At 60.9% G+C, this 24,256-nt stretch carries 21 protein-coding genes, 2 tRNA genes and 2 pseudogenes; 14 read left to right on the top strand and 11 right to left on the bottom strand.

Annotated elements, in window-relative coordinates; all coding sequences use genetic code 11:
• Window positions 1–96 precede the first annotated feature (96 nt).
• From murI to hemA, 5 genes are read right to left on the bottom strand one after another with little or no spacing between them, the layout of a single operon-like run.
• The gene (murI, locus tag AC07Y2_RS25060) at window positions 97–888 is read right to left on the bottom strand and encodes a glutamate racemase (RefSeq protein WP_039766330.1); all 792 of its coding nucleotides are present in this window, start codon (window positions 886–888) and stop codon (window positions 97–99) included.
• A complete protein-coding gene (locus AC07Y2_RS25055) occupies window positions 881–1,636 on the bottom strand; it encodes a molybdopterin-synthase adenylyltransferase MoeB (protein ID WP_039766333.1) in 756 nt (251 codons plus the stop codon). Before AC07Y2_RS25055 ends, murI begins: the two co-directional genes overlap by 8 nt.
• Window positions 1,630–2,460 (bottom strand): peptide chain release factor N(5)-glutamine methyltransferase, encoded by an 831-nt coding sequence (gene prmC, locus AC07Y2_RS25050; RefSeq protein WP_074690977.1) that lies wholly within the window; start codon window positions 2,458–2,460, stop codon window positions 1,630–1,632. The genes AC07Y2_RS25055 and prmC overlap by 7 nt, the downstream gene beginning before the upstream one ends.
• Window positions 2,461–3,543 carry a peptide chain release factor 1 gene (gene prfA / locus AC07Y2_RS25045; protein WP_103387141.1) on the bottom strand — a complete coding sequence of 361 codons (1,083 nt, stop codon included), beginning with the start codon at window positions 3,541–3,543 and terminating at the stop codon, window positions 2,461–2,463. It abuts the gene before it with no gap.
• Window positions 3,540–4,826: a glutamyl-tRNA reductase gene (hemA, locus tag AC07Y2_RS25040; protein WP_039766341.1), complete on the bottom strand. Its 1,287-nt coding sequence runs from the start codon at window positions 4,824–4,826 to the stop codon at window positions 3,540–3,542. The genes prfA and hemA overlap by 4 nt, the downstream gene beginning before the upstream one ends.
• 182 nt (window positions 4,827–5,008) lie before the next feature.
• Between hemA and AC07Y2_RS25035 the strand changes: the two genes are divergently transcribed.
• From AC07Y2_RS25035 to ychF, 8 genes are all read left to right on the top strand, one after another.
• Complete coding sequence (locus tag AC07Y2_RS25035) at window positions 5,009–6,733, top strand: tetratricopeptide repeat protein (protein ID WP_039766343.1); 1,725 nt, start codon at window positions 5,009–5,011, stop codon at window positions 6,731–6,733.
• Window positions 6,734–6,736: 3 nt separating this feature from the next.
• Complete coding sequence (gene lolB, locus AC07Y2_RS25030) at window positions 6,737–7,354, top strand: lipoprotein insertase outer membrane protein LolB (protein WP_039766346.1); 618 nt, start codon at window positions 6,737–6,739, stop codon at window positions 7,352–7,354.
• Between the two features lie 3 nt (window positions 7,355–7,357).
• Window positions 7,358–8,209 (top strand): 4-(cytidine 5'-diphospho)-2-C-methyl-D-erythritol kinase, encoded by an 852-nt coding sequence (gene ispE / locus AC07Y2_RS25025; RefSeq protein WP_039766349.1) that lies wholly within the window; start codon window positions 7,358–7,360, stop codon window positions 8,207–8,209.
• A gap of 37 nt (window positions 8,210–8,246) precedes the next feature.
• A tRNA-Gln gene (locus AC07Y2_RS25020) sits at window positions 8,247–8,321 on the top strand.
• Window positions 8,322–8,368: 47 nt separating this feature from the next.
• Window positions 8,369–9,310 (top strand): ribose-phosphate pyrophosphokinase, encoded by a 942-nt coding sequence (locus AC07Y2_RS25015; protein ID WP_003171603.1) that lies wholly within the window; start codon window positions 8,369–8,371, stop codon window positions 9,308–9,310.
• 141 nt (window positions 9,311–9,451) lie between these two features.
• Window positions 9,452–10,054, top strand: coding sequence for a 50S ribosomal protein L25/general stress protein Ctc (locus AC07Y2_RS25010; protein ID WP_011335926.1), 603 nt, complete (start codon window positions 9,452–9,454; stop codon window positions 10,052–10,054).
• Window positions 10,055–10,225: 171 nt separating this feature from the next.
• Entirely contained in the window at window positions 10,226–10,810 is a 585-nt protein-coding gene (gene pth, locus AC07Y2_RS25005) for an aminoacyl-tRNA hydrolase (protein ID WP_007951726.1), read from the top strand.
• A gap of 22 nt (window positions 10,811–10,832) precedes the next feature.
• The gene (ychF, locus tag AC07Y2_RS25000) at window positions 10,833–11,933 is read left to right on the top strand and encodes a redox-regulated ATPase YchF (protein ID WP_007951727.1); all 1,101 of its coding nucleotides are present in this window, start codon (window positions 10,833–10,835) and stop codon (window positions 11,931–11,933) included.
• Window positions 11,934–11,996: 63 nt separating this feature from the next.
• Here the strand turns inward: ychF and AC07Y2_RS24995 are convergent, their stop codons facing one another.
• Window positions 11,997–13,214 carry an MFS transporter gene (locus AC07Y2_RS24995; RefSeq protein WP_039766351.1) on the bottom strand — a complete coding sequence of 406 codons (1,218 nt, stop codon included), beginning with the start codon at window positions 13,212–13,214 and terminating at the stop codon, window positions 11,997–11,999.
• Between the two features lie 333 nt (window positions 13,215–13,547).
• On the opposite strand from AC07Y2_RS24995, the gene AC07Y2_RS24990 reads away from it, so the two are divergent.
• From AC07Y2_RS24990 to AC07Y2_RS24970, 5 genes are all read left to right on the top strand, one after another.
• Complete coding sequence (locus AC07Y2_RS24990) at window positions 13,548–15,605, top strand: methyl-accepting chemotaxis protein (RefSeq protein WP_103387140.1); 2,058 nt, start codon at window positions 13,548–13,550, stop codon at window positions 15,603–15,605.
• Window positions 15,606–15,720: 115 nt separating this feature from the next.
• Window positions 15,721–15,797: transfer RNA gene (locus AC07Y2_RS24985), tRNA-Met, on the top strand.
• 225 nt (window positions 15,798–16,022) lie between these two features.
• Entirely contained in the window at window positions 16,023–16,598 is a 576-nt protein-coding gene (locus tag AC07Y2_RS24980; protein ID WP_039766354.1) for an S-type pyocin domain-containing protein, read from the top strand.
• On the top strand, window positions 16,586–17,272 hold the full coding sequence (locus AC07Y2_RS24975) for a pyocin-S2/colicin E7-DNase domain-containing protein (RefSeq protein WP_256587076.1): 687 nt from the start codon (window positions 16,586–16,588) through the stop codon (window positions 17,270–17,272). The genes AC07Y2_RS24980 and AC07Y2_RS24975 overlap by 13 nt, the downstream gene beginning before the upstream one ends.
• Window positions 17,273–17,278: 6 nt before the next feature.
• Complete coding sequence (locus tag AC07Y2_RS24970; RefSeq protein WP_064599398.1) at window positions 17,279–17,530, top strand: bacteriocin immunity protein; 252 nt, start codon at window positions 17,279–17,281, stop codon at window positions 17,528–17,530.
• Window positions 17,531–17,606: 76 nt separating this feature from the next.
• Here the strand turns inward: AC07Y2_RS24970 and AC07Y2_RS24965 are convergent, their stop codons facing one another.
• Window positions 17,607–18,713, bottom strand: coding sequence for a M14 family metallopeptidase (locus AC07Y2_RS24965; protein WP_103387139.1), 1,107 nt, complete (start codon window positions 18,711–18,713; stop codon window positions 17,607–17,609).
• Between the two features lie 155 nt (window positions 18,714–18,868).
• Here AC07Y2_RS24965 and ggt point away from each other — a divergent pair, with 155 nt between their 5' ends.
• Window positions 18,869–20,701: a gamma-glutamyltransferase gene (gene ggt / locus AC07Y2_RS24960; RefSeq protein WP_103387138.1), complete on the top strand. Its 1,833-nt coding sequence runs from the start codon at window positions 18,869–18,871 to the stop codon at window positions 20,699–20,701.
• A gap of 88 nt (window positions 20,702–20,789) precedes the next feature.
• On the opposite strand, the gene AC07Y2_RS24955 is transcribed toward ggt, so the two are convergent.
• The 4 genes and pseudogenes from AC07Y2_RS24955 to AC07Y2_RS24940 all read right to left on the bottom strand — a co-directional run bounded on the left by AC07Y2_RS24955 (window position 20,790) and on the right by AC07Y2_RS24940 (window position 24,220).
• Entirely contained in the window at window positions 20,790–21,389 is a 600-nt protein-coding gene (locus tag AC07Y2_RS24955) for a flavin reductase family protein (protein ID WP_103387137.1), read from the bottom strand.
• An 83-nt stretch (window positions 21,390–21,472) separates the two neighbouring features.
• A pseudogene (locus tag AC07Y2_RS24950) lies at window positions 21,473–21,904 on the bottom strand (methyl-accepting chemotaxis protein); the annotation flags it as partial.
• A 156-nt stretch (window positions 21,905–22,060) separates the two neighbouring features.
• A pseudogene (locus AC07Y2_RS24945) lies at window positions 22,061–22,699 on the bottom strand (PAS domain-containing protein); the annotation flags it as partial.
• Between the two features lie 207 nt (window positions 22,700–22,906).
• Window positions 22,907–24,220 carry an MFS transporter gene (locus AC07Y2_RS24940; protein ID WP_103387135.1) on the bottom strand — a complete coding sequence of 438 codons (1,314 nt, stop codon included), beginning with the start codon at window positions 24,218–24,220 and terminating at the stop codon, window positions 22,907–22,909.
• Between the last annotated feature and the right edge of the window lie 36 nt (window positions 24,221–24,256).

Raw genomic sequence — 24,256 nt, 5'->3', positions numbered from 1 at the left:
CCGGAACGATCGTTTGGTTTTCTAGGTCACTCTGCGCTATAGAAATCTGCGCTTGGTCAGAAGTTCAGCTGAATTTTTAGTTATTTCACATTTTTTTTACAAGTTGAATTTCTCGACTTCGCCGGCGACTTGCCCCAGCAGGACCAAGGTGTTGCGTAAAGACGCGGGATCGGCACTGGTCCAGAATCTGACCGGTCGGTTCGGACCTACGGCGAGCAGATCACGCTCGGCCAGCAGCCGCTGCAGTTGCCGCGCTACCGCCGCGCCGGTATCGATCAGGCTGATGCTCTCGGGGATCATCGACTTGAGCATCGGCTTGAGAAACGGGTAATGGGTGCAGCCCAGAATGATCGTGTCGCAACCGTTGGCCAGTAGCGGGTCAACGTAGTGCTTGAGCAATGCACGCAACTCGGGGCTGTGCAGGTCGCCGCTTTCAATGCGCTCGACCAGTCCGGGACACGGCTGAGTGATAACCCGCACATCCGTGGCGAAGCGGTCGAGCAACGCGGCGAACTTGGCGCTCTGCAAGGTGCCGGTGGTGGCAAGTACGCCGACCACGCCGCTGCGGGTGGCGGCAGCGGCCGGTTTGACCGCTGGCTCCATGCCGACAATCGGCCAGTCAGGAAAATCCCGGCGCAGATCGGCGACGCCGGCCACGGTGGCGGTGTTGCACGCGATCACCAGCGCCTTGGCGCCCTGCTCGCGGAAAAAACCGGCCATCACGCTACAACGCTGGCGGATGAATTCCGGGGTTTTCTCGCCATAAGGGATGTGGCCGCAGTCGCCGAGGTACAGCAGCGATTCATTCGGTAGCAGATGCTGGATTTCCGCCAGTACCGACACGCCACCTACGCCGGAGTCGAATACGGCGATCGGCGCTTCACGCATGCTGCGAACCACAGACGCTGCAGCCGGGGTCGCGCTTGACCCGTAGCTCACGGAAGCGCGACCCCAGCGCATCGATCAAAAGCAGACGGCCCACCAGTGGTTCGCCAAAACCCGCCAGCAACTTCAAGGCTTCCAGCGCTTGCAGGCTGCCGACCAGACCGACCAGCGGCCCGACCACGCCGGCTTCGCTGCAAGTGAGTTCGGCTTCGCTGCCGTGACCGTACAGGCAGTGGTAGCACGGGCTTTCGGCGCGACGCGGGTCGAACACCGAGAGTTGCCCCTCGAGGCGGATCGCCGCGCCGCTGACCAAGGGCTTGCGCGCCGTCACGCACGCGGCGTTGACCGCTTCGCGGGTGGAGAAATTGTCCGAGCAGTCGAGCACCAGATCCACCGCCGCCACGGCTGCAGCGAGGGAATCCTCGTCCAGCGCCTGACGATGAGGCACCAGTTTGATTTCGGGATTGATCGCGCTCAGGCGCTTGAGCGCCGAGTCGACCTTGGTCATGCCGACGCTGTCGGTGTCGTGGATGATCTGGCGTTGCAGGTTGGTCAGGTCGACCGTGTCGAAATCCGCCAGATGCAACTCACCGACACCCGCCGCCGCCAGGTACAACGCCACCGGCGCGCCGAGACCGCCGAGGCCGACGATCAATACCCGGCTGTCCTTGAGCTTCAACTGGCCATCGATGTCGATGTGTTGCAGCAGGATCTGCCGACTGTAGCGCAACAATTCCTGATCATTCAGCACGGCAGGCGCCCCAGGCTGATCCGTTGATGGCCGCCCAGATCGGTGCGGCTGTGGACTTCTTCGAAACCTTGCGTCAGCAGCAGATCGCGCACGGCGTCGGCTTGATCATAGCCGTGTTCGAGCATCAGCCAGCCACCGGCCTCGAGATGCGCCGGCGCCTGGGCGATGATCAGCCGCAGATCGTCGAGCCCGTCGATGCCGGCCACCAAGGCGCTTTCCGGCTCGAAGCGCACATCGCCTTCCACCAGATGCGGATCGGCCGCGCGGATGTACGGCGGGTTGCTGATGATCAACTCGAAACGCTTGCCTTCAAGGGCGCTGAACCAGTGACTGCTCAGCACCGTCGCATTGTTCAGGTGCAGGCGCTGGCGATTGCGTTCGGCCAGGGCCACGGCTTCCAGCACACGATCCACGGCGGTGACTTTCCACGCCGGGCGTTCGCTGGCCAGGGCCAGGGCAATCGCCCCGCTGCCGGTGCCGAGGTCAAGCACTTTGGCCGGGGTCGCCGGCAGCAGCTCCAGCGCAGCTTCCACCAGCAGTTCGGTGTCCGGGCGCGGGATCAGCGTGTGCGGTGCGACTTCCAGATCGAGCTTCCAGAAACCCTGCTGGCCCAGAATGTAGGCGACCGGCTCGCCGCTGCGACGGCGTTGCAGGTACTCGGCGAAGACCAGTGCGGCTTCGCTGGGCACGATGCGCTCGGGCCAGGTGTGGAGAAAACTGCGCGACTTGCCCAGCGCGGCGGCCAGAAGCAATTCGGCGTCCAGACGCGCTGTAGGCGAATCCGGCAGTTCGGCGGCGCGCAACAGGCTGGCGATGATGGTCATTTACTCACCTATCGCTGCGAGCTGGTCGGCCTGGTATTCGGCCAGCAACGGCTCGATCACCGCTTCGACGCCACCGGCGAGGATTTCATCGAGGGAATACAGGGTCAGGTTGACGCGATGATCGGTGACCCGGCCCTGGGCAAAATTGTAGGTGCGGATGCGCTCGGAGCGGTCACCGGAACCCACCAGCAATTTACGTTCGCTGGCGATGGCGTTGGCCGCCGCAGCAGTCTGCTGGTCGTTGAGCTTGGCCGTCAGCCAGGCCATCGCCCGGGCGCGGTTCTTGTGCTGGGAGCGTTCTTCCTGGCACTCGACAACGGTACCGGTCGGTATGTGGGTGATGCGGATCGCCGAATCGGTGGTGTTGACGTGCTGACCACCGGCCCCGGAGGAGCGGTAAGTGTCGACGCGCAAATCCGCCGGGTTGATCTCGATGGCTTCACGCTCGTCCGGCTCGGGCAATACCGCCACGGTGCAGGCCGAGGTGTGGATACGGCCTTGGGATTCGGTGGCGGGTACACGTTGTACGCGGTGCGCGCCGGATTCGAATTTCAGCTTGCCGTAAACGTTGTCGCCTTCGATGCGGGCGATGACTTCTTTATAGCCACCGTGTTCGCCTTCGTTTTCCGAAAGGATCTCCACCCGCCAGCCACGGCGTTCGGCGTAACGCGAGTACATGCGGAACAGGTCGCCGGAGAAGATCGCCGCCTCGTCGCCACCGGTGCCGGCGCGGATTTCGAGGAACACGTTGCGCCCGTCGTTGGGATCCTTGGGCAGCAGCATGCGTTGCAGGTCGGATTCCAGCGTGATCAGCAACTCCTTGGCTTCGCGGACTTCTTCCACGGCCATTTCACGCATGTCCGGGTCGCTGTCCTTGAGCAGCGCCTGCGCGCCTTCAAGATCGCTTTGTACGCCGAGCAGCTTTTTATAGCCTTGTACCACCGGCTCAAGTTCGGCGTATTCCTTGGAATAGGCGCGGAATTTTGCTTGATCGGAAATCACTTCGCCGTCGCCGAGCAGCGCGGTCAGTTCCTCGAAACGGTCCTGGAGAATGTCCAGCTTATTGAGCAGTGACGCTTTCATTGCGGTTTTTTATCCGAAAAGCTATCCGGTGAGCCCTCGAGGGCAAAGAGTTCCTGAGCCATGGCCAGCGCATCGAGGCGGCCTTCGGCAGAAAGCTTTTTCAACTGCACGCTCGGGGCGTGCAGGAGTTTGTTGGTCAGGCCGCGGGCCAGTTGCCCGAGCACATCTTCGGCGTTGCCGCCATTGGCCAGCAGGCGCAGGGCCTTTTGCAGTTCTTCGTCGCGCAGGCGTTCGCTCTGTTGACGATAAGCCTTGAGCACGTCGACCGCCGCCAGCTCGCGCAGGCGCACCATGAAATCGTCGGCGCCGACCGAAACCATCTCTTCGGCCGCCTGCGCTGCCCCCTGACGGCTCTTCAGGTTTTCGGCGACCACTTCGTGCAGATCGTCGACGCTATAGAGGTAAACGTCGTCGAGTTCGCCGACTTCCGGCTCGATGTCACGGGGAACGGCGATGTCGACCATGAAGATCGGCTTGTGCTTGCGCAGCTTCAGCGCGCTTTCCACCGCGCCCTTGCCGAGGATCGGCAACTGACTGGCGGTAGAACTGATGACGATGTCGCTGCGTACCAGTTCGGCAGGAATGTCCGAGAGCAACACTGCGTGGGCACCGAACTGCTCGGCCAGCAGGCTGGCGCGCTCCAGGGTCCGGTTGGCGACCACGATGCGCTTGACCCCCAGTTCATGCAGATGGCGGGCGACCAGGGTGATGGTCTCGCCGGCACCGATCAGCAGGGCCTGGCTGCGCTGCAGGTCGCTGAAAATCTGCTTGGCCAGGCTGACGGCGGCAAACGCCACGGATACCGGGTTTTCACCGATGGCAGTGTCGGTGCGCACCTGCTTGGCGGCATTGAAGGTCGCCTGGAACAGTCGCCCGAGCAGCGGCCCGATGGTGCCGGCCTCGCGGGCCACGGCGTAGGCCGATTTCATCTGGCCGAGAATCTGCGGTTCGCCCAGCACCAGCGAGTCGAGCCCGGAGGCGACGCGCATCATGTGACGAACGGCCGCATCGTCTTCATGCACATAAGCACTCGCCCGCAGCTCTTCGAGGCTCAATTGATGGTATTCGGCCAGCCAGCGCAACACGATGTCCGCCGACACGTGATCCTGTTCTATATACAGTTCACTGCGATTGCAGGTGGAGAGGATCGCAGCTTCGCGGCTGTCGGTGAGTCGGCAGAGCTGCTGCAAGGCCTCCACCAGCTGCTCAGGGGTAAAGGCCACGCGCTCGCGGACGTCTACTGAAGCAGTCTTGTGGTTGATACCGAGTGCAAGGAAGGCCATTCAAGGTCGCTGATGGTGACGTGAAGCCGGCAATTGTCCTACTTCGTCAGATTCAGAACAACTACCGCTGACTATTGTCCCAATTGCCGGCCCCTATAATGGCCACAATCGAGACTCGGTTATGTTTGGCCGAAGGCTTGTGTCATGATGATCCGACCGCAGGTTAGTCGTCCTCTTCCTATATGAATAGATCTTCCGCGTTGCTCCTCGCTTTTGTCTTCCTCAGCGGCTGCCAGGCCTTGGCCCCCGTTCCGCAGGACGGTGCCTCACCGGTCGAAGACACCACGCCGGCCCCTGAAAAGCCCAAGGTTTACAGCTCGTTCAGCCAGGAGACGGTGTTCAGCCTGCTGAGCGCCGAGCTCGCTGGCCAGCGCAATCGTTTCGATATTGCCCTGGACAACTACGTGACCCAGGCCATCAACACCCAGGATCCGGGTGTTTCCGAGCGTGCGTTCCGCATCGCCGAGTACCTGGGCGCCGACCAGCCGGCCCTCGATACCGCGCTGATCTGGGCGAAAAACGCCCCGGACGACCTCGAAGCGCAACGCGCCGCCGCCGTGCAACTGGCGCGCGCCGGGCGCTATGACGACTCGATGGTCTATATGGAGAAAGTCCTGCAGGGCAAGGGCGACACCCATTTCGACTTCCTCGCGCTGTCGGCTGCCGACACCGATCAGGAAACCCGCAACGGCCTGATGAAAAGCTTCGACCGCCTGTTGCAGCGTCACCCGAACAACAATCAGCTGATTTTCGGCAAGGCCCTGCTGATGCAGCAGGATGGCGACACCAAAGGTGCGCTTGCCCTGCTCGAAGACCATCCGCCGGAAGACGGCGAGATCGCCCCGATCCTGCTGCGCGCGCGCCTGCTGCAAGGGCTGAATCGCGGCGACGAAGCGCTGCCGCTGCTGCAAAAGAGCATCAAGAAGTATCCGGACGACAAGCGCCTGCGCCTGACCTACGCGCGGATGCTGGTGGAACAGGACCGGATGGACGACGCCAAGGTCGAGTTCTCCACCCTGGTTCAGCAATACCCGGAAGACGACGAACTGCGTTATTCCCTGGCGCTGGTCTGCCTGGAAGCCAAGGCCTGGGACGAGGCCAAGGGCTATCTGGAAGACCTGATCGCCCGGGAAAGCCATGTCGATTCGGCGCACCTGAACCTGGGCCGCATCGCCGAAGAGCGCAACGACCCGCAAGGCGCGCTCATCGAGTATGCCCAGGTCGGCCCGGGCAACGACTATCTGCCGGCGCAACTGCGTCAGGCCGATATTCTGATGAACAACGGCAAGACCGCCGAAGCCCAGAGCAAACTGGCCGCCGAGCGTGACGAGCAGCCGGATTACGCGATCCAGTTGTACCTGATCGAAGCCGAAACCCTGTCCGCCAATAATCAGGGCGACAAGGCCTGGAAAGTCCTGCAACAAGCCTTGCAGCAGTACCCGGACGATCTGAATCTGCTTTACACCCGCGCGATGCAGGCGGAAAAACGCAATGACCTGGCGCAGATGGAAAAAGACCTGCGTCTGATCATCAAGCGCGATCCGGACAACGCCATGGCCCTCAACGCCCTCGGCTACACGCTGTCCGACCGCACTACCCGCTACGCCGAAGCCAAGGCGCTGATCGAGCAGGCGCACCAGATCAACCCGGAAGATCCGGCAGTGCTCGACAGCCTCGGCTGGGTGAACTTTCGCATGGGCAATCTGGAAGACGCCGAGAAATACCTGCGTCAGGCCCTTGAGCGTTTCCCCGATCATGAAGTCGCCGCGCATCTGGGCGAAGTGCTGTGGGCCAAGGGCAAACAGCGCGAAGCAAAACAAATCTGGGGCAAGTTCCTCAAAGACCAGCCTGACAGCACCATCCTGCGCAGCACCATCAAGCGCCTGACCGGATCCGAGACTCTTTAACTCATGTTTTTGCGCCACGTCATAGTTTTCAGCTTCATCGCCCTGCTCGCCGGTTGCGCGGGCTTCGGCGCCCGTGAATCGGTCGAAGGCCACGGCAATCCGGGCCAATGGCGCGAGCACAAACAACAACTGACCGGCCTCGACGGCTGGCAGATCGACGGCAAGATCGGCATCCGCGCCCCGAAAGATTCGGGCAGCGGCACGTTGTTCTGGCTGCAACGTCAGGATTACTACGACATCCGCCTGTCCGGCCCGCTGGGTCGTGGCGCGGCGCGACTGACCGGCCGTCCGGGCGCGGTGTCGCTGGAAGTGGCGAATCAGGGCCGTTATGAAGCGCCGACTCCGGAAGCGCTGGTCGAAGAGCAACTGGGCTGGAAACTGCCGGTCTCGCATCTGGCGTGGTGGGTTCGCGGCCTCCCGGCACCGGACAGCAAAAGCCGTCTGACCCTGGATGGCAACAGCCGTCTGGCCAATCTGGATCAGGATGGCTGGCAGGTCGAATACCTCAGCTATGCCGAACAGAACGGTTACTGGCTGCCCGAGCGAATCAAGCTGCACGGCACCGATCTGGACGTGACGCTGGTCATCAAGACCTGGCAACCGCGCAAATTGGGGCAATAACGCATGACCGCTCCACGCCTCACTTTGCCTTCGCCGGCCAAACTCAATCTGATGCTGCACATTCTCGGTCGCCGTGAAGACGGTTATCACGAGTTGCAGACGCTTTTTCAGTTCCTCGACTACGGCGACGAAATCACCTTCGCCGTGCGTGACGACGGCGTGATTCGCCTGCACACCGAATTCGATGGCGTGCCCCACGACAGCAACCTGATCGTGCGCGCGGCGAAGAAACTGCAGGAACAATCCGGATGCTCGCTCGGCATGGATATCTGGATCGACAAGATCCTGCCCATGGGCGGCGGCATTGGTGGCGGCAGCTCGAATGCGGCCACCACCCTGCTCGGCCTCAATCATTTGTGGCAACTGGGTTGGGATGAAGATCGACTGGCTGCACTGGGCCTGACACTGGGCGCGGACGTGCCGGTGTTCGTGCGTGGCCACGCAGCTTTCGCCGAAGGTGTCGGCGAGAAACTGACCCCGGTCGAGCCCGCCGAACCGTGGTACGTCGTGCTCGTTCCGCAAGTCTCTGTTAGTACGGCAGAAATTTTTTCAGATCCTTTGTTGACACGTAACACGCCGCCCATTAAAGTGCGCCCCGTTCCCGAGGGAAACAGTCGAAATGACTGCTTGCCGGTGGTCTCGAGGCGTTATCCAGAAGTACGTAACGCATTGAATTTGTTAGGTAATTTTACCGAAGCAAAACTCACCGGAACTGGAAGTTGTGTGTTTGGGGGCTTCCCAAGCAAAGCTGAAGCTGATAAAGTCTCGGCCCTTCTGACAGAGACCCTTACAGGGTTTGTAGCAAAAGGAAGCAACGTTTCGATGTTGCATCGCAAGCTGCAAAGTCTGCTCTAAAGGAATCAAGTGCCCGGCACTTGCAAGCAACAGATACAGGGGCGTCGCCAAGCGGTAAGGCAGCAGGTTTTGATCCTGCCATGCGTTGGTTCGAATCCAGCCGCCCCTGCCATTTTCCTATACTCATCCAGGTATACCCTCAGCCTTCAGGTACTGCGCGTGTCCAAGATGATGGTCTTTACGGGGAACGCTAACCCCGATCTGGCTCGGCGTGTCGTACGTCAGCTGCATATCCCTCTCGGTGACATCTCTGTCGGTAAATTCTCCGACGGCGAAATTACAGCCGAGATCAATGAAAACGTTCGCGGTAAAGACGTCTTCATTATTCAGCCGACTTGCGCTCCGACCAACGATAACCTGATGGAACTGGTAGTGATGGCTGATGCCTTCCGCCGCTCCTCGGCTACTCGTATCACTGCTGTTATTCCTTATTTTGGTTATGCCCGTCAGGATCGCCGTCCGCGTTCCGCACGTGTGGCTATCAGCGCGAAAGTCGTTGCTGACATGCTTACCGTAGTCGGCATCGACCGTGTTCTCACGGTTGATCTGCATGCTGACCAGATTCAGGGCTTCTTCGATATTCCGGTAGATAACATCTACGGCTCCCCGGTTCTGGTGGATGACATCGAAGATCAGCGCTTCGAGAACCTGATGATCGTGTCCCCGGACATTGGTGGCGTCGTGCGTGCACGTGCCGTTGCCAAATCCCTGGGCGTGGATCTCGGGATCATCGACAAACGCCGTGAGAAAGCCAATCACTCTGAAGTGATGCATATCATCGGTGATGTCGAAGGGCGTACCTGCATCCTGGTCGATGACATGGTCGATACCGCCGGCACTCTGTGCCATGCGGCCAAGGCCCTGAAAGAGCATGGCGCAGCCAAGGTCTTTGCCTACTGCACACACCCTGTGCTGTCGGGTCGGGCCATCGAGAATATCGAAAATTCCGTGCTGGACGAGCTGGTGGTCACTAACACCATCCCGCTGTCCGCTGCAGCACAAGCCTGTGCACGTATCCGTCAACTGGATATCGCACCGGTTGTTGCCGAAGCGGTTCGCCGCATCAGCAATGAAGAATCGATCAGCGCGATGTTCCGTTAAGGGCCCTGCCCTTCTCGAAATGTCTCGTTGACGAAAAGCGCCCCGCCCCCGCATTCCTGCCGGGGCGGGGCTTTTTTGCCCATACCGTGTTCGGCGCTGGTCGCAAACGCCACTCGGTCATGGCTATTTTGGAGATACAAAATGAACGATTTTACTTTGAATGCTGAACTGCGTTCCGACCTGGGGAAAGGTGCGAGCCGCCGCCTGCGTCGTCTCGCTGCCCTGGTTCCAGCTGTTGTTTACGGTGGCGACAAAGCCCCTGAATCCATCAGCATGCTGGCCAAAGAAGTTGCCAAACTGCTCGAAAACGAAGCTGCCTACAGCCACGTTATCGAACTGAACGTTGGTGGCACCAAGCAGAACGTGATCATCAAGGCTCTGCAGCGTCACCCGGCCAAAGGCCACGTGATGCACGCTGACTTCGTACGCGTTGTAGCTGGCCAGAAACTGACCGCTATCGTTCCTGTGCACTTCATCAACGAAGCTGCTCCAGTGAAGAAAGGCGGCGAAATCTCGCACGTTGTTGCCGAGATCGAAGTTTCCTGCCTGCCAAAAGATCTGCCTGAGTTCATCGAAGTCGACCTGGCTAACGCTGAAATCGGCACCATCGTTCACCTGTCGGACATCAAGGCTCCTAAAGGCGTTGAGTTCGTTGCTCTGGCACACGGCGATGACAAGGCTGTTGCCAACGTCCACGCTCCACGTGTTGCTCCAGAAGCTACCGAAGAAGGCGCAGCAGAGTAATTCACTCTGTCATGCCTGAGTGAGCAGGTAACATCGCGGACTGGAACGTAGCGAGAAAGCGGGCGGGAACGCGGAGTTTACATCCATGGTAAATGAGCATTTTTCGTCCACTTTCGCCGCCTTCCCTGATCGCGGCGATGTTATCCACCACTCAAAGGAAGGGCCCCTATCGTGACTGCCATCAAACTGATCGTTGGCCTGGGAAATCCAGGCGCTGAATACGAACAGACCCGGCATAACGCAGGGGCCCTTTTTGTTGAGCGCATCGCCCACGCACAGAACGTGAATCTCGTGGCCGATCGCAAGTATTTCGGCCTGACCGGGCGTTTTTCGCATCAGGGTCAGGATGTTCGTCTGCTGATTCCCACCACCTACATGAACCGCAGCGGCCAGGCCGTGGCGGCACTCGCCGGTTTCTTCCGCATCAAGCCCGAAGAAATCCTGGTGGCACATGACGAACTCGATCTGCCTCCGGGCGTCGCCAAACTCAAAGTCGGCGGCGGCCATGGCGGTCACAACGGGTTGCGCGACATCATTGCGCAATTGGGCAATCAGAATACGTTCCACCGCCTGCGGCTTGGCATCGGCCACCCGGGCGTCGCCAGTATGGTTTCAAATTTCGTCCTGGGTCGTGCGCCACGCGCCGAACAGGAAAAACTCGATGCCAGCATCGACTTTGCCCTCGGCGTGCTGCCGGATATCCTCGCCGGTGAATGGAACCGCGCGATGAAAAACCTGCACAGCCAGAAGGCCTGACTCTAATCCGAGGGGAAACACCATGGGATTCAATTGCGGCATCGTCGGCCTGCCTAACGTCGGCAAGTCCACCCTGTTCAACGCCCTGACCAAATCCGGGATCGCGGCGGAGAACTTCCCCTTCTGCACCATCGAGCCGAACAGCGGCATCGTGCCGATGCCGGATCCACGTCTGGACGCTCTGGCGGCCATCGTCAATCCGAAGCGCATCCTGCCGACCACCATGGAATTCGTCGACATCGCGGGCCTGGTTGCCGGCGCGTCGAAAGGTGAAGGTCTGGGCAACAAGTTCCTGGCCAACATCCGCGAAACCGACGCGATCGCTCACGTCGTGCGCTGCTTCGAAGACGAGAACGTGATCCACGTTTCCAACAGCGTCGACCCGAAGCGCGACATTGAAATCATCGACCTGGAACTGATCTTCGCCGACCTCGACAGCTGCGAGAAGCAACTGCAGAAAGTCGCGCGCAACGCCAAGGGCGGTGACAAGGATGCAGTGGCCCAGAAGGCTCTGCTGGAACAACTGATCCCGCACTTCAGCGAAGGCAAGCCTGCGCGCAGCCTGATGAAGAACATGAGCGCCGACGAAAAAGCGATCATCAAGGGCTTCCACCTGCTGACCACCAAGCCGGTCATGTACATCGCCAACGTCGCTGAAGACGGTTTCGAGAACAACCCGCACCTGGACGTGGTCAAGGCCATCGCCGAAGAAGAAGGCGCGATGGTTGTTCCGGTCTGCAACAAGATCGAAGCGGAAATCGCCGAGCTGGACGACGGCGAAGAGAAAGACATGTTTCTCGAGGCCCTGGGCCTGGAAGAGCCTGGCCTGAACCGCGTGATCCGCGCCGGCTACGAAATGCTGCACCTGCAGACCTACTTCACCGCCGGTGTCGAAGAAGTCCGCGCCTGGACCGTCCGCGTCGGTGCCACCGCACCGCAAGCCGCTGGTGTGATCCACACTGACTTCGAGAAAGGCTTCATCCGCGCCGAAGTGATCGCCTACAACGACTTCATCCAGTACAAGGGCGAAGCCGGTACCAAGGAAGCCGGTAAATGGCGTCTGGAAGGCAAGGATTACATCGTCAAGGACGGCGACGTGATGCACTTCCGCTTCAACGTGTAAAAGCAGCACCCAAGAAAAAGCCGCGTTTGATACGCGGCTTTTTTGTGCCTGAAATTCGGCCCGTCAGGCCTTCCTGGTTCTCGGCAGGAAGATCGCCAGCACCCCGAACAGCGGCAGGAACGAGCACAGGAAGTACACGTATTCGATGCCGTGAATGTCCGCCAGATGCCCGAGCAACGCCGCGCCAATCCCGCCGAAACCGAACATCAGACCGAAGAACACCCCGGCAATCATGCCGACGTTACCCGGCACCAGCTCCTGCGCGTACACCACAATCGCCGAGAACGCCGAAGCCAGGATGAAGCCGATCACCACGCTCAGGACGCTGGTCCAGAACAAGTCGACATGGGGCATGAGCAGCGTGAACGGTGCCACGCCGAGGATCGAAAACCAGATCACCGCTTTACGCCCGATCTTGTCGCCAATCGGCCCGCCAAAGAACGTTCCCGCCGCCACCGCGCCGAGGAACAGGAACAGATGCAGCTGCGAGCTTGCCACCGACAGGTCGAACTTCTCGATCAGGTAAAAGGTGAAGTAACTGGTCAGGCTGGCCATGTAGAAATACTTGGAGAACACCAGCAGACCCAGCACCACCAGCGCACTGACCACCCTACCCTTCGAAAGTCCATGAGTGGCGGCCTGGCCGGCCTTGAGCTTGAACAGGTTCAGGTGATGGGCGTACCAGCGACTGATGCGATAGAGCACGAACAACGCAAACACCGCGAACAGCCCGAACCACGCCACGTTGCCCTGCCCGAAAGGAATGATGATCGCCGCCGCCAGCAACGGGCCGAAGGCCGAGCCGGCGTTACCGCCCACCTGAAAGGTCGATTGCGCCAGACCGAAGCGCCCGCCCGACGCCAGACGCGCGATACGAGAAGCTTCAGGGTGGAAGGTCGAAGAGCCGATACCGATCAACGCCGCCGCCAGCAAGATAAGAGGGAAACTGCCAACCATCGACATCATCACAATGCCGATCAGCGTGCACACGGAACCTGCCGGCAAAAGCCACGGTTTCGGATGCCGATCGGTGTGATAACCGACCCACGGCTGCAACAGCGACGCGGTCAACTGGAAGGTCAGGGTAATCAGGCCGACCTGGGTGAAGCTCAGGCCATAGTTGGCCTTGAGCATCGGATAGATCGACGGCAGCACCGACTGGATCAGGTCGTTGATCAAATGCGCCAGCGCCACCGCGCCGATGATGCGCATCACCAGTGGACTGCTCTGGGGAGGAGCGGACGCCGAGGCAGCGGCGGTCTGAACGTTGCTGATAGCCATGGGAATTTCCGGACTGCAGATGGGTGCACGCGGGCAGGTGCGTCAATGTGCCATTTTTCGGTGCGCCAGCGCCATCCCCTTAGCCAGCTAACGAACTATTCAGTCGTCGCGCCACAAGTGATAGCGCAACGCCATGGTCTGAATCTTGCCTTGCTTATCCGCTTGAACGCGGCGCCCTTACAAAGGGCATCGAGAATGGGAAGTTTCGCTACAGAGCCGGCCTACAGAGCGGGCAAGGGTGAACTTTCGAGGCCTTTTAGCAGGGCACCAGTCACGGTCGCAACGACCGCGATGCACGCCGATGGTGCGTGGTGTCCAGAGGAGTCATGGGGCATGCAGGCTTTTTTATCACCGGGGATCAGGTTGCTGGGGCGATTTGGCTTCGCGCGTAAATTCCAGTTGTTGTTTCTGCTGTTTATCCTGCCGTTGGCCGGCAGCCTGTTGATGATCGGCCAGGACTATCGCGACAAACTCAACCTGATCGCCGGCGAACGTGCCGGTGTGCGGCAGTTGCTCGCCCTCGATGCACTCGACAACCTGCTCGCCGCCCAGCGCGATCGCGCCGCCCGCTGGCGCGCCACGGAAACCAACCGCCAGCCGACACCCGCGACTCTGGCCGCCGTGGCCGCCTTCGATGGCGTGCAGCCTGCTGTTGCCCAGGCGACGCTGGAGCTGGGCAGTGCCTTGCAAGCCGAAGGTGCGGAAGGTGAAACCCTGACCCGCTATCAGGCACTGCAAGCCGCGCTCAATGGTCTGGACTCGAAAAGCCTTTCCGGTGTCGGTTGGTGGCCGGATGGTTACGACCGCTTCACCAACGCCCTCAGCGCCCTGCAAGCCTTGCGTGAGCAGATCGCGATGGACAATCGCCTGATCCTCGCGCCGTGGCTGGAAACCTATCTGCTGACTCAGATTTCCACCCAGCACGCACCGGACCTGATCGAGCGGGTCGGCCGACTGGCAGCCGTCGGCCAGGCGTCCGTGGTTTCCGGTCAGTTCACCCTGCAAAGCCGTCTGCAACTGCGTGACCTGCGCAGCCGCATCGGCGATGCGCGCGAGCAGTTGGTGAAAACCGCGAGCCTGCTCGAAGCGCGTCTGCCGCCAGCCCTGCAAGGCTGGGCCGGGCAATATCACGACAGCCTCAAACAGCTGGATGCCGGGTTGAAAGTGCTGGATGACGGCGTGTTCGGCGGCAGCATCAATCTCAAACCTGAAGAGTTCGAGCGCACTCTCGATGCCCTGCTCGGCAACCTCGCCACGCTGCGCCAGCAATCGCTGGTGTCGCTGGATCAGCGGCTGGATGACTACCACGGATCGGCGATTCGTCAGTTCATCATTGTCGCGGCGGTCTTCGGTTTCCTGTTGCTGGCGGCGCTGTATTTGTTCGTCTGCCTGCAAGCCTCGATCCGCCGCAGCGCCAGCGGCATCACGCTGCTGGCCGAAGCCCTGCGCGACGGCAATCTGAGCCTGCAAGTGCCGGTCGTGGGACGTGATGAACTGGCGTCGATCAGCACCGCGCTCAACGTGGCCGTAGTGCAACTGCGCACCAGCCTGCTGGGTGTCGATCACGAAACTTCGCAACTGAGCAACGCGGTGCGCAGCCTCAACGATCACTCCAGCGGCGCTCTCAGCGAAGTCGAAGCGCAACAATTGCAGATCAGTCAGATCGCTGCAGCGGCCACGCAACTGGCGGCGACGTCCCAAGGCGTGGCGCAGAGTTGCGAACAGGCTTCGGGCAGCGCCCAGCACACCCGGCGCATCGCTGCCGACAGCAGCCGTGACAGTCAACGCACCACGGCGAGTATCCAGCAGCTCAATCAGCGCCTGAACGAAACTGCCGCAGCGCTCGGCCGGGTCAGCGAGCAAGGGCAGCAGATTCAATTGGTAGTCGACACCATTCGCGGCGTCGCCGAGCAGACCAACCTGCTCGCACTCAACGCCGCTATCGAGGCCGCTCGTGCGGGTGAACAGGGTCGTGGCTTTGCCGTGGTGGCCGACGAGGTGCGCAGCCTGTCGCAACGTACGCAATCATCCACGGCGCAGATCGCCGGTACGGTCGACAGTCTGCGCAATACGGTCAACGAAGCCGTGAGCCTGATGGAGGCTGCGTGCGGTCAGGCGCAATCAGACGCGGAAGCGGTCACCGGACTGGGCGAACGCCTGGGGGAAATCGCCAGCGCCGTGCAGAGCGTCACCGACACCCTCGCGCAGATCGCCACGGCGGTCGAGGAACAGGCAAGCACCGCCGATGAGGTCAGCGGCAATATCCAGCAGGTGGATCAGGCGGCGGTTCGCCTGCTCGAAGGCGCGCGGGCGGTGAATCTCGCGGCGGACACCTTGAGCCAGGGCAGCCATGCCTTGAGTGCCAACACCGGAAGATTTCAGCTGCGTTGAAAGCCCCTCCCGCGCCGATTTTCGGCGCGGGAGGATAAGCGGTTGAAAATAAGAAGAAATATTTTGAATTTACGCTTGACGCTTTTCCATTTCAGGGGAATAATGCGCGCCACTTGGCTACATAGCTCAGTTGGTTAGAGCATAGCATTCATAATGCTGGGGTCCGGGGTTCAAGTCCCTGTGTAGCCACCAAGTACTAAAAACGGCTTACCGAAAGGTAGGCCGTTTTTTTATGCCTCGAGAAAAGTGCCCTTCCTCAGTGAATCGACTGGCTCCGTAGGAACCGGGTGCGAAAAGCGTACGAAGAGGATTTTTCGTTCGTTCAGGCACGCGCATCCCGGCAAGTCGATTTGATCGCCATCGCGATTGACCGACAAGCTCCCCCCGTCTCGTTCCAAAGACAGACAGGGAGTTGTCATGGACCTGGACCAAGACCTTTTCGATGATATCTGGCGCCGAAAGCTTCCGAACGGCGGCGCCTCGTGGGCTGCCTGGAATCCGCCCCCGGAGCCAGAGCCTGTCTACGTCCCGACAGACGAATGGCCATCGCCAAAGCCTCGCGACGATCTGGTTTTTGCCAAGTCCTGCACGCCGGGCAACTGGTGCCGGACGGATGCGGGCACAACACCTGAGCCCGTCTTTCATTTCGGCAAAGTCATGGTGGCGGGCGCGCTGCGCATTCCCGCTGCCAGTCACGCCGTAGCGAAGGCAATCGGTGCCGATCTGGCGTTGGGGCGCATGGCCGGTGGTGGAATCCTGCAGCAGCGCCTCAATTGGGCAATCCGTGGCGCGGGAGGCCCGGCCAGCGTGTTCATCCTCGGGATGCTTCCGACCCGAATGGGCGACGGCACGCTTCACACTGATGAACAGCTACGCAGCATGAGCCGCGCCAAAACTCGCGTGCGGTTCCAGTTCCGACGCGATGCCGAAGGCGTCATGCAGGTTTACGGCATCCACCCGGAGCCTCGGGCGACGACTCGGTGCGTACCGTAAAAGTCGAGTGGAACAACGACAAGAGCGCCATGGAGGCGAAGCTCAACGACATCACGATTTTGTGGACGCCGCAACGCGGGCCGCTGGGATCGATGCCGCCGCTGGTTTATCCGGAGCACGGCGAACCACTGAGCACGATCCTCGTCCACCCGATCGCCGCGAACACCGACAGCCAGATAGAAATCCTGCCCGGCGAAGACATCACCGCCGAGGATTGTATTCCGGTGTTTCCGGCTGAGACCGGGCTGAAGTCGTTGTATGTGGTGTTTTCGAAACCGGCGAGATTGATGCCGGGGACGGTGACGGGGATTGGTGAGGATGTTTCCGGTGTATGGCTGGCAGGAGCTGGAACAGGGATTGGAGTGCCGATTCCGACGCGGATTGCGGACAGACTCAGAGGGAGGGAGTTTTCAAACTTCGACGCGTTCAGAAAAGCATTCTGGCAAGCCGTGCGGGATGATCCAGAACTTTTCGATCAGTTCAATTCGGATGCCCAAGATCGTTTAATGTCGGGCAACGCACCCGCGGTTCGAGACAGGGAGTCTGTAGGCACAAGAGGGGTATTTGAAATACATCACGTCGAGCGGATCACTGATGGCGGCGCTTTCTACGACATAGACAACCTCCGAATCAACACCCCTAAAAATCACATCTTTCAACACAAAAAACAGTGAACGCACATGGAAAAAATATCTGAATACACTGAAACCGAATTTATCCGTTTCATCGAAAAAATACGTGCCACCAATAAAAGTGGATCGGATACGGAGCTTGGCGAGCTGCTGGCACAATTCAGAAAGCTTACCGGCCACCCGGACGGCACCGACTTGATTTTTTATCCCGAACCAGGAGAGGACAACTCTGCCGTGGGCATTACGAAGACCGTGAAAGAATGGCGTGCGACCAACGGACTGCCTGGCTTCAAGCAGTGAACATCAGCCGGCCATAGTCCCACCACTGTAAATATCCAAGCAGTCAAAACGGCTTACCGAAAGGCAAGCCGTTTGTTTATGCCTCGCCCCCTAACGCCCTGAGCCCCTTCGCCCAAATCTGCCGCGTCCGCAAACCGACCATCGCCCGCCAGTCCGGATCCGCCGGATAAAACTGCTCCAGCAGATTCAACTTGATCGCCCGCCCCGTCGCATCCAGCGGATCACCATGCAAATGCAGCCAGTGATCGTCGCGCAGGTAACGATGCACGTCCGGCCCCGGATAAGTCCCGCACTCGATCACGAACGGCATCAGTTGCACATTCGGCAACGCGTTGAGCAAAGCCTGCGAGGTATAACCGGTAGCGGTTGCCGCAACACCGGTTTCGCTCAGGGTTTCGGCGCCGGTGTGCAGCGTGTAGAGCCACGGGCCGTAAATCGATTGCGCCTGGGCCAGTGCTGGATACGGCGCCTGGGTAATCGTCAGCAGCATCGGATGCCCGTACTCACCGGCGCCGGTGTGCAGGTCGAAACACATCACGGTTTCAGCACCGGCCAGATGATTCTCGATGATTGAATGCAGCGTGCGATTCGACCAGCTCGGCGCGAGTCCGCCAAAAAACAATCCGTCGGGATGACTGTGCTGCCCGCCCTCGACAATCGACATGACGGCCGGCCATCCGTGCTCGGCAATCTGCGCCTCCAGCAAGGCATCAGCCTTTTGCCGCCCGGCGCCGTTCAAATCGGTGCAGGCGTAGATTTCATGCAGCGCCGCGTAAGCGCGGTTGTCCGGAAGCGGTCGGTTGAAATCCAGGTGATTGCGGTTGAGGTCAATATTGTCTTCATTGACCCGCCGCAGCCACGCCGTGCCCCACGGGTTGATCAGGTGAATCATCACCACCGCGACATCCTTCGGCAGCGAGTCCGGCGTGAAATGCTTCAGCCAGTCGATCTGGCACTCCGAACCGTAATAACCCTCAACCCCATGGGTGCCGCTGAGCGCCACCAGGCGCCGTTTGGCCGCTGGATCACCCAGCACCGCGACATCGGTACTCAAAGACTCGCCAAACGGCCCATTGAGCGGATGCGCGTACGAAGAGAGCGTGGCACCCGTCACCTTCGCGGCGGCAAGAAAGCGCTCGCGCTGTTCGCGATAGCTGGGCTGGGTCGGAAACTCGTTGTGCATGGCGGCCTCTTGTTGATTGTTCTGGCTTCACGTTTGCCCCTGCCCCTACAGAAAATCCGCCAAGGCATGAAGGACAAAGGTGCCTGCGGTTTGCGTCGTACACGGTCGGCCGATACAGTCCGTCAGACCTTTATCCCACGGACGGAGAGCCCCGCGTGTTTCCAGCCCTGCCCCTGAACCGCTTTCGCCTGCCCGCCCTGACACTGATCGTCAGTGCCATTGCCCTCACGGCCTGCAACGCACCGCCCTCCTCGACCCTGCCGCTGGCGCCGGAAGCCGCCTCCGGTTACCGCACCGGCCTGCAAGCCAGCCACGCTGAAAAACACATGGCCGCGGCTGCCAATCCGCTGGCCGCCGAAGCAGGTCGCGAGATGTTGCGTCAGGGTGGTTCCGCCATCGATGCCGCCATCGCGATGCAAGCCGTGTTGACCCTGGTCGAACCGCAGTCCTCGGGGATCGGCGGTGGCGCGATGATCGTGCTGTGGGATGGTAAACAGGTGCGCACCTACGACGGTCGCGAAACCGCACCGGCGGGTGCGACCGAGAAGCTGTTTCTACAGGCCGACGGCAAACCGATGCCGTTCCCGCAGGCGCAGATCGGTGGACGCTCCGTCGGCACGCCGGGTGTGATGCGTGCATTGGAGCTGGCGCACAAAAAGCACGGACGCTTGCCGTGGGCAACATTGTTCGAGCCGGCGATCAAACTGGCCGAGCAGGGTTTTGCGATCTCCCCGCGCCTGCATTCGCTGCTGGAGTCCGACCCGGTGATTCGCCGCTCGCCGGACATGGCCAGGTACTTTCTGAACAGCGATGGCAGCGTCAAAGCCGTCGGCACGCGACTGCAAAACCCGGCGCTGGCCGCCGTTCTCAAACGCATCGCCAACGAAGGTGCGGACGCACTGTACAAAGGCCCGATCGCCGAAGAGATCGTGGCCAAGGTTCAGGGCCACGCCAACCCCGGCAGCCTGTCGCTGAACGACCTTCAGCACTATCAGGCCAAGGAGCGCGCGCCCCTGTGCACCGACTACAAGCGCTGGCAGGTGTGCGGAATGCCGCCGCCGTCATCGGGCGGGATTGCGGTGGCGCAAATCCTCGGCACCTTGCAGGCGCTGGAAACCCGCGATCCGCGCCTGTCCCTGACGCCGCTCAAGCCTGTGAAGACCGATAAACCCGCCGGCATCGAACCGGCACCGCAAGCCGTGCACCTGATCGCCGAAGCCGAGCGCCTGGCCTACGCCGACCGCGCGCAATACGTAGCCGATAACGACTTCGTGCCTGTACCGGTCAAGGGCCTGGTCGATCCGGGTTACCTGGCCAGCCGCGCCAGCCTGATCGGCGAACGCAGCCTGGGCAGCGCCAAACCCGGCACACCGCCGGGCGTGCAGGTTGCCTACGCGCCGGATCGCTCGCCGCTGCGCATTTCCACCTCGCAAGTGGTGGCCGTCGATGACTTCGGTGGCGCGGTATCGATGACCACCACCATCGAAGCGGCATTCGGCTCGCACCTGATGGTTCAGGGCTTCTTGCTCAACAACCAGATGACCGACTTCTCGTTCATCCCCGAAGAGAACGGACAGAAAGTCGCCAACCGAGTGGAGCCGGGCAAACGCCCACGCTCATCGATGGCGCCGACCCTGATCTTCGACCGCAACAGTGGCGAGTTCGTCGCCACCGTTGGCTCTCCCGGCGGCTCGCAGATCATCGAGTACGTGGCCAAAACCACCGTCGGCCTGCTCGACTGGAACCTCGACCCACAAAGCGCCATCAGCCTGCCCAACTTCGGCAGCCGCAACGGCCCGACGGAACTGGAACAAGGCCAGTTCAGCCCGACGCTGATCCAGGCGCTCAAGGACAAGGGCCACACCGTCAATGAAATCGACATGACCAGCGGCACTCAGGCCATCGTGCGGGTCAAGGATGCTCAGGGGAAGTCAACGCTGTCAGGTGGGGCAGATCCTCGGCGCGAAGGAGTAGCGTTGGGGGATTGAATCAACTCTGCCAACTGAAAAAGGCTTACCGAGAGGTAAGCCTTTTTTGTATTGCAACATCCGGCCATGACTTGTCATTCAGCGGCGCTCAAACCTCGAGCATCTTGCCATCCACCGAATCGCCAATTGTCAGGAAATGCCCGCCGGCCACATGGTGCAGAGTGCGCAAGCCGTCATGCCCCTCGAAGTGCCAGCGTCCATCGCTGAACACCCGCGAATCAGCCTGCGCCGCAATCACCTCGGCCAGAAACAGATCGTACTGTTCGTGATTGCGCGGCTCAGGCAGCAACCGGCATTCGAGCCAGGCCACGCAACCGTCCAGCATCGGAGCATCAACCTGCTCAGCAGCGAAGGTCGGCAGGCCATAAGCCTGGAACTTGTCCTGACCTTGATCGCGATTGATTTCCAGGCCTGAAGTCGAGCCGACGGTCTGCACGATGTCAGCCTGTTTCACACAGGGAACGTTGAGAACAAAGGTGCCCGAGGCCTCGAGCAGTTGCCGGGTCCAGGTGGATTTGTCGAGAACCACCGCGACTTTCGGCGGTTCGAAATCCAGCGGCATGGCCCACGCCGCGGCCATGATGTTGCGCTGCCCGGCATGGGCGGCGCTGACCAGCACGGTCGGCCCGTGATTGAGCAGGCGGTAGGCTTTGTTCAGGGAAACCGGGCGACGGAAGGACTCGCTCATGGGATCTGCTCCGGGAAAAAGAGCCGATTGTAGCGGGATAAAAACCGCGAAGGGATTGCCATGGACAATCCCTTCGCCTCGCATCAGCTGGATAACTGATTGGCAAACTGGCCGACCGCGTTCACCACTTTCTGCGCGCCGTCCTGGATCTCGACGATCACCGTACCGGCCTCGGCCGCCAGCGCCAGCCCTTGTTCGGCCTGTTGCTTGCCGTCGGTCATCAGGGCCACGGCGTTGCGCGCCATGTCCTGGTTCTGGCGCACCACGCCGACGATTTCCTCGGTCGCCTGACTGGTGCGCGAGGCCAGTTGCCGCACTTCGTCGGCCACCACCGCAAAGCCTCGGCCCTGCTCACCGGCACGAGCGGCTTCAATGGCAGCGTTGAGCGCCAGCAGGTTGGTCTGCTCGGCGATGCCGCTGATGGTCTTGACGATGGTGCCGATCACCTGGGATTGCTCGTTCAGCGCCTCGATGCCTTCGCCGGCGGTCTGCATGTGCCTGGACAGATCACGCATCACATTGACCGCTTCAGTCACCACACGGGTGCCGCGCTGGGCCGTGCTGTCGGTCTGCAGGGACGTGCTGTAGGCGATATTGGCGGCGTCGGCGACGGCCTGTTCCTGATTGACCTGATCGGTGATCACCGTGGCGAACTTCACCACTTTGTAGAGTTTTTCGTTGGCGTCGAGCACCGGGTTGTAGGACGCCTCCAGCCAGACAACGCGACCATGGCTGTCGACCCGTTTGAAACGGCCGGCAACGAATTCGCCGTTATTCAGGCGACGCCAGAAGTTCTGGTACTCGGCGCTGTTGTACTCCTCCGGCTCGCAGAACTGGCGGTGATGTTTGCCCTTGATCTGCGCCAGGCTGTAACCCATGCCTTGCAGGAACCGTTCGTTGGCGCTCAGCACGTTTCCGCTGAGGTCGAACTCGATCACGGCGGTCGAACGCACCAGCGCGCCGATCAGGTTTTCGTGTTCGCGGGAGGCCTCGATGGTGCGGGTCAGGTCGCTGGAGAAAATCGAGAAGTGCTTGATCCGGCCATCCGAAGAGCGAATCGGCTGCACGATCGAACGCAACCACGCCTCTTCGCCGTTACCGCGGGAAAGGCGCACAGCGCCGGCGAAATGCTCGCCACGGGTCAAAGCGGCCTTGAAGCGGTGATGAAATTCGTCGGATTTCACATGGGCCGGCACGATGTCTTCGATGGCGCGGCCGATCAGGTCGTGGCTCTTGTAGAGCATTTCGCTGAGGAAGTTCTGGTTGACCGACTGAATCCGTCCGTCGGGCTCAAGGGTGAGCACCAGCATCTCGCTTTCCAGGCTCTCCTTCACTTGCAGAAGGCTGGAGAGTTCTTCACGAAGAGCCGCCAGCTCTTGCTTCAGGCGTTTGTTGAACATGGGAAAGCACCGATGGACTGGATGGATAGCGGGTATGCAGCCTAACCATCGGCCTTGGAAGGCTTTTCTGAAGAGCGTTTGAGGCGTGTCCTACAAAAATAGTTAAGCCTCAACAACTCAGGCGGCGCCGGCCACGGCACACTGCTCCGCGCGTGGCATTCGCGAGCCAAAATACGCCGCACTGGCGACACCCACCGCGCCCATCACCGCGCAGAACATCACACAGATCCACGGACTCCACGGCATCAGACCGATCAGCAGCAACGGTGTGACACTCGCCCAGGCGGCGTAGGCAATGTTGTAGGTGAAGGAGATCCCGGAGACACGGATCCGCGCCGGGAACAGGCTGACCATCACTGACGGCACCGCCCCCACCACGCCACAGCACAACCCGGCGACGGCGTAAGCCAGACCGACCCAGTCACCGCCGCTGATCAGGCAGGTGTAAAGCAGGCCGATCCCCAGTGGCAGCAACAGACTGTAGAGCATGACCGTGCGCCAGGCACCGATGCGATCGACCAGTCGACCGGCAATCACACAACCGATATTCAGGAAGACGATGCCCAATGCGCTCAACGCGAAGGTGTGGCCGGCAGTCATGCCAAAGGTTTTCTGCATCATGGTCGGGGTGATGACCACAAACACCACCACCGCCGAGGTCAGCACGCAGGTCAGAAGCATCGCCGGCAACATGGCCAGGCGATGATCGCGCAGCACGGTGCGCAGCGGCAGTTCGACCCGTGCCTCGCGCTGCGCCTCCATGGCCATGAACACCGGGGTTTCGCTCAGCCAGCGGCGCAACCAGACACCGATCACGCCAAACACACCGCCGAGCAGGAACGGATAGCGCCAGGCGTAATCGAGCACTTCGGCCGGGGTGAACACTTGTGCCAGAAAAGTCGCGGTCAACGCGCCAATCAGGTAACCGAAGGTCAGCCCGGCCTGCAGAAAGCCCAGGGCATAACCGCGATGGCCGGCCGGTGCGTGCTCGGCCACGAACACCCAGGCGCTCGGCACTTCACCGCCCACCGCCGCGCCTTGCAGGATGCGCAGCGCCAGCAGCAACAGCGGTGCGAAATAGCCGATTTGCGCGTAGGTCGGCATGATCCCGATCAGCAGGCACGGCAGCGCCATCATCAGGATGCTCAGGCTGAAAACCTTCTTGCGCCCCAGCCGGTCGGCGAAATGCGCCATCAGGATTCCGCCCAGCGGGCGCGCCAGATAGCCGGTCACGAAGATCCCGAAGCTTTGCAGCAGGCGCAGCCACTCGGGCATTTCCGGCGGGAAGAACAGCTGGCTGAGGGTCAGGGCGAAGAACACGAAAATGATGAAATCGTAGATCTCCAGCGCCCCGCCCAGGGCCGCAAGGCCGAGGGTCTTGTAGTCGGAACGGCTGAACGGCGCCGGTCGGGCAGTGGAATGGGCAGTCATGGCAAAGAACTCTGGCAGGCAAAAAACCAAGGCGCC

It is taken from the genome of Pseudomonas sp. GW456-12-1-14-TSB6 (genome assembly GCF_059424205.1).
The sequence above is the reverse complement of the archived record's forward strand: the minus strand, read 5'-3'. Positions and strand labels throughout refer to the sequence as shown.